The 3,791-nt window shown below is 60.1% G+C and carries 3 protein-coding genes and 2 pseudogenes; 3 read left to right on the forward strand and 2 right to left on the reverse strand.

The features are described 5' to 3' along the window. A pseudogene (locus HMPREF3092_RS10480) lies at window positions 1-122 on the reverse strand (IS5/IS1182 family transposase); the annotation flags it as partial. A 359-nt stretch (window positions 123-481) separates the two neighbouring features. Between HMPREF3092_RS10480 and HMPREF3092_RS10485 the strand changes: the two are divergent. The 3 genes and pseudogenes from HMPREF3092_RS10485 (at window position 482) to HMPREF3092_RS10495 (ending at window position 2,745) form a co-directional block, all read left to right on the forward strand. Then, window positions 482-1,447: pseudogene (locus tag HMPREF3092_RS10485) on the forward strand (IS481 family transposase). A gap of 219 nt (window positions 1,448-1,666) precedes the next feature. Continuing rightward, window positions 1,667-2,296, forward strand: a complete 630-nt coding sequence (locus HMPREF3092_RS10490; protein WP_019174424.1) for a DUF6973 domain-containing protein — start codon at window positions 1,667-1,669, stop codon at window positions 2,294-2,296. Beyond that, entirely contained in the window at window positions 2,296-2,745 is a 450-nt protein-coding gene (locus tag HMPREF3092_RS10495) for a hypothetical protein (protein WP_019174423.1), read from the forward strand. The genes HMPREF3092_RS10490 and HMPREF3092_RS10495 overlap by 1 nt, the downstream gene beginning before the upstream one ends. A gap of 716 nt (window positions 2,746-3,461) precedes the next feature. On the opposite strand, the gene HMPREF3092_RS11425 is transcribed toward HMPREF3092_RS10495, so the two are convergent. Further along, window positions 3,462-3,791, reverse strand: a 330-nt coding sequence (locus tag HMPREF3092_RS11425) for a hypothetical protein (protein WP_070424849.1), incomplete at its 5' end; no start/stop codon positions are given.

The raw sequence follows: 3,791 nt of genomic DNA on the forward strand, positions 1-3,791 counted from the left end.
ATGATCGCTTCGACCATCCGGCGGGCGTCGGAGAAGGGTCTGCCTCTGCGCCCGGTGGGACGGGGGAGCACGTCCTGAATCAAGGACCACTGAGCGTCGGAGAGCATCTGGAAGCGTGACATGGGTCAAGACTCCCAGCGAAGATGCCGAATCTTTGTCAGACACGCCCTAAGTGTTGCTATGCGCTAGCGGCTCGACTTAGGCACCGCGAAACCACTGAGAGCCTCGAACCCCAGCTCGAGCACACCGCCAGAATTGCAGATCGCCTCGACCACGCGGTGGCAAGGTAACGTCCATCGTGTCGAGACCGACGGCCTCGTCCCAGAGGCCGTTGCCGCGAAGAACGTAGCGACTCTTGACTGGACAGACGAATGATAGAACTAGCTGTAGTTCCTTGGGACGTTGTGAACGCCTGAACTGAGGTGAAGACCTCCGGCAGGATGTGGATTACCACACTCGCATCCGCACACCGGAGGTCTTCATGCCCCACGCTAACGCACCCCTCACCCCTGAGGGACGCCGTCGTCTCGCCATCCTGATCGTTGAAGAGGACTGGCCGATCCGCCGCGCCGCTGAACGGTTCCAAGTCTCGCCTGCGACCGCCCGGAAATGGGCGGTCCGGTATCGGTCAGGGCAACCGCTGACCGACCGCTCCTCGCGCCCGCACACAAGTCCTGGCCGTCTCCCCAAGAAACGAGAACACCGGATCATCTCGCTCCGTTTCAACCGGCGCTGGGGCCCGCACCGGATCAGCTATCACCTCGGGATTCCACGTGCGACTGTGGGCCGAGTACTCGAACGCTACCGAATGCCACGCTTGGACCACATCGATTAGGCGACCGGCCTCCCGGTCCGTAAGACGAGGCCGGCCCGTTACGAGATGACCCGTCCGGGCGAACTCGTGCATGTGGATATCAAGAAGCTCGGACGGATCCCGGATGGTGGCGGGCATCGCATGCTCGGCAGAACACTCGGGAACCGGAACAACAAGAAGCAAGGCCGCGGCTACGCCTATCTGCATCATGCCGTCGATGGGTACTCACGCCTGGCGTATTCCGAGATCCTCGACGATGAACGCAAAGAGACCGCTGCCGGGTTCTGGAACAGGGCGCGCGCTTTCTTCACGGATGCAGGGGTCACCGTGACCGGGGTGATGACCGACAACGGCTCCTGTTACCGTTCCCACGCCTTCGCTGCCGCATTGGGCGAGGGGGTGAAGCACCGACGCACGCGTCCGTATCGTCCGCAGACCAACGGCAAGGTCGAACGGTTCAACCGCACCCTTGCGCAGGAATGGGCGTACGCCGAGACGTATGACAGTGATGAAGCCAGGGCCGCGACCTATACTGCCTGGCTCCATCACTACAATCATCACCGACCCCATACCGGGATCGGAGGGCTGACCCCGTCAGATCGCGTTCACAACCTCACGAGGAACTACAACTAGCTCGGTTCTTCGGACTTTCGGGCGGAGACACGGGAGGCTGATGGCCCCGGCCCCATGAATTGGCTCGCAAGAATACCTCGTTTGAGGTATGACCTCTTCGGCGAAGGTGACAACACTTAGCACTAGCGGCCGGCATTCCGTCGGTTGCTTCAGAGTCATATGCGACTGGAGGACGTTGTGAGTGAGAAACGAGCTTTGAAGCGAATCGCGGGATTTGGCATGATCGTGGCTCTCGCCACCGCAGGGTTGGCAGCCCCATCGGCCGCGTTCGCCCAAGAAGGAGAAACCGAACTGATCAAGCAGATCGAAGCGTCCGACACTCCATTCGCAGACTTGGAGCAGCTGACACCCGCTGAGCAGGAGCAGTTCCTGCAGGATCTGGAAGTGCTCAGTGAAGAACAGCAGGAGGAAGTGCTTCAAAGCGATGAGTGGACACCCAGCGTGTCGACGTTCGCATACTCCGACATCATCTGGTCCGGCCTTGAGAAGGCAGCGTGCGTGATCCACGTCGACCTGGTTTCCTGCAACCGGGCAGCCAAAGATGCCACAACCGCATCGAACTCGGCTGCGAGTCATTTCGCTTCAAACACGCTGCACAACGGCAAGGGCGACGCCTACCGGCACTGCTACTGGAACGCCCGTATGACGATTAGCATCGGCGAAAGCGGGGCAATGAAGATCGCCTCCAACCACGAGGCCATCCGAAACGGCCCGGCGAAAGAGAAGAAGATGGACCTCGCGAACAACAAGACAGGTCGGGCCATCGGCAAGGCGAAGAAGACCACTTCCAAGAGCCACACCGAGTGCAAGAGCCGCGCCAACAGCGGCAAACTCGTTACCCTGAAGTGATGATCTCCCCTAGTCTAAGACGGATCCCGAGCATCCTAGCGTTCAGTGCGTCGCTGACGGCGACGCTCGCGCTAACCGGTTGTTCGGGATCCGGCGACTTTGAGTCACGAGTTCTGCAGGTTAGCGAAGAAGGCAGCGCTTTTAGACTCCCTGACAAGGTCGACGGGAAGAACTGGGACGAGGTCCTGGTGCTATGCCCATACGACCAAGCTCCGCGCAATTTGGACCAAGCATTTGTGAACGCTGCCGCTGACATCGACACCAATGCCAGTGACGCATCGCAGTGGCTATTGTTCCGTACCGCCGACGATGTCACCACGCTCACCATCTCAAGGTCAGAACTGGAGTTCTGCTCTTTGTCGCACTCCGGTCCAAGCGTCTACGCTCAGGGAACGCTGTGGACCAGTGCGGATAAGGATGGCGTCGCCGTGATGACACCCGCGACGTAGCGCTAACGCTAGTCAGGGTCACTCGCATGGATGAGGTCTGCCAATCCCATCGCCCGATGCGACTGTCGGAAGAGGTGGCGGCGGATGAATTTCAGACTAGCCGTTCCTCCCGAATCGCTCTCACGGACTTGTTCTCGCTATTCATTCTCAGCTTCATGATTGTCGCTGCGATCGTCGCTGCGACGTTCAATACCGCCGGACGAGGATTTCGTGGAGCTGTTTAGATGGTCGGGCTGGGCCACGGAGCAATCTGGGCGGCTCTCATATTCGGGGCGCTCATCCTCTTGGTCATGGTAGCGACGTTGTTGCAACGTCGGACCATGGCGAGGGGCGCGACACAGCAAAGACGAGAGTCCTGGTCTCGAAACTGATAGTGCAGTCCCGGTTTTTCAACTACCACGTCGTTGCAAGCAACTATCGACCTCTCGGGGTCTTCTGTCTGAGCTGGTGCGATAGCCGGGGGTTCTCGATCGTTTGTAACGACGGAATCTGCATCGGATGCATAGTTTTGGCCTCGGATGGTCGTCATGCCTGAGCGCCGTTAACTCCCGTTCTTGTTGAGTTTACGATAGCGAGGTGCGGCTGTGTCCTGGCCGCACCCATAGTGCCGGAAGCACGGTTCGCTCGGTTGCCCCGGTGAAGCCGATTGCTCCCCTCTCGCCGAGATCCGCCTCGCCACCCCACGCAGGGTCCTCTCCTCCCGGTCCCGGCGACGGTCATACTGGCAGAGTACTCGAGGCGTGGATGAGTCGACGAGTGACCTCGCGCAGCTCGGCGATGCCGTACCGCTGCGGGCCCTTCTCCGAAGCAAAGGCGCCTATTGCCTGACGATCGTCCGAAGCGGTGAACGTCACGGCGTGCAGCACGCCATCGCGTCGATCCTTTGCTGGTCTCCCGATCTTCTCCACCCACTCGACCTGGTCCTGCCGCCCAGCCTTCGTGGCTAGGGCGTGTCTGACAAAGATTCGGCATCTTCGCTGGGAGTCTTGACCCATGTCACGCTTCCAGATGCTCTCCGACGCCCGCCGGATGGTCGAAGCGATCAT

Source organism: Brevibacterium sp. HMSC24B04 (genome assembly GCF_001806835.1).
Classification (GTDB): Bacteria; Actinomycetota; Actinomycetes; order Actinomycetales; family Brevibacteriaceae; genus Brevibacterium; species Brevibacterium ravenspurgense.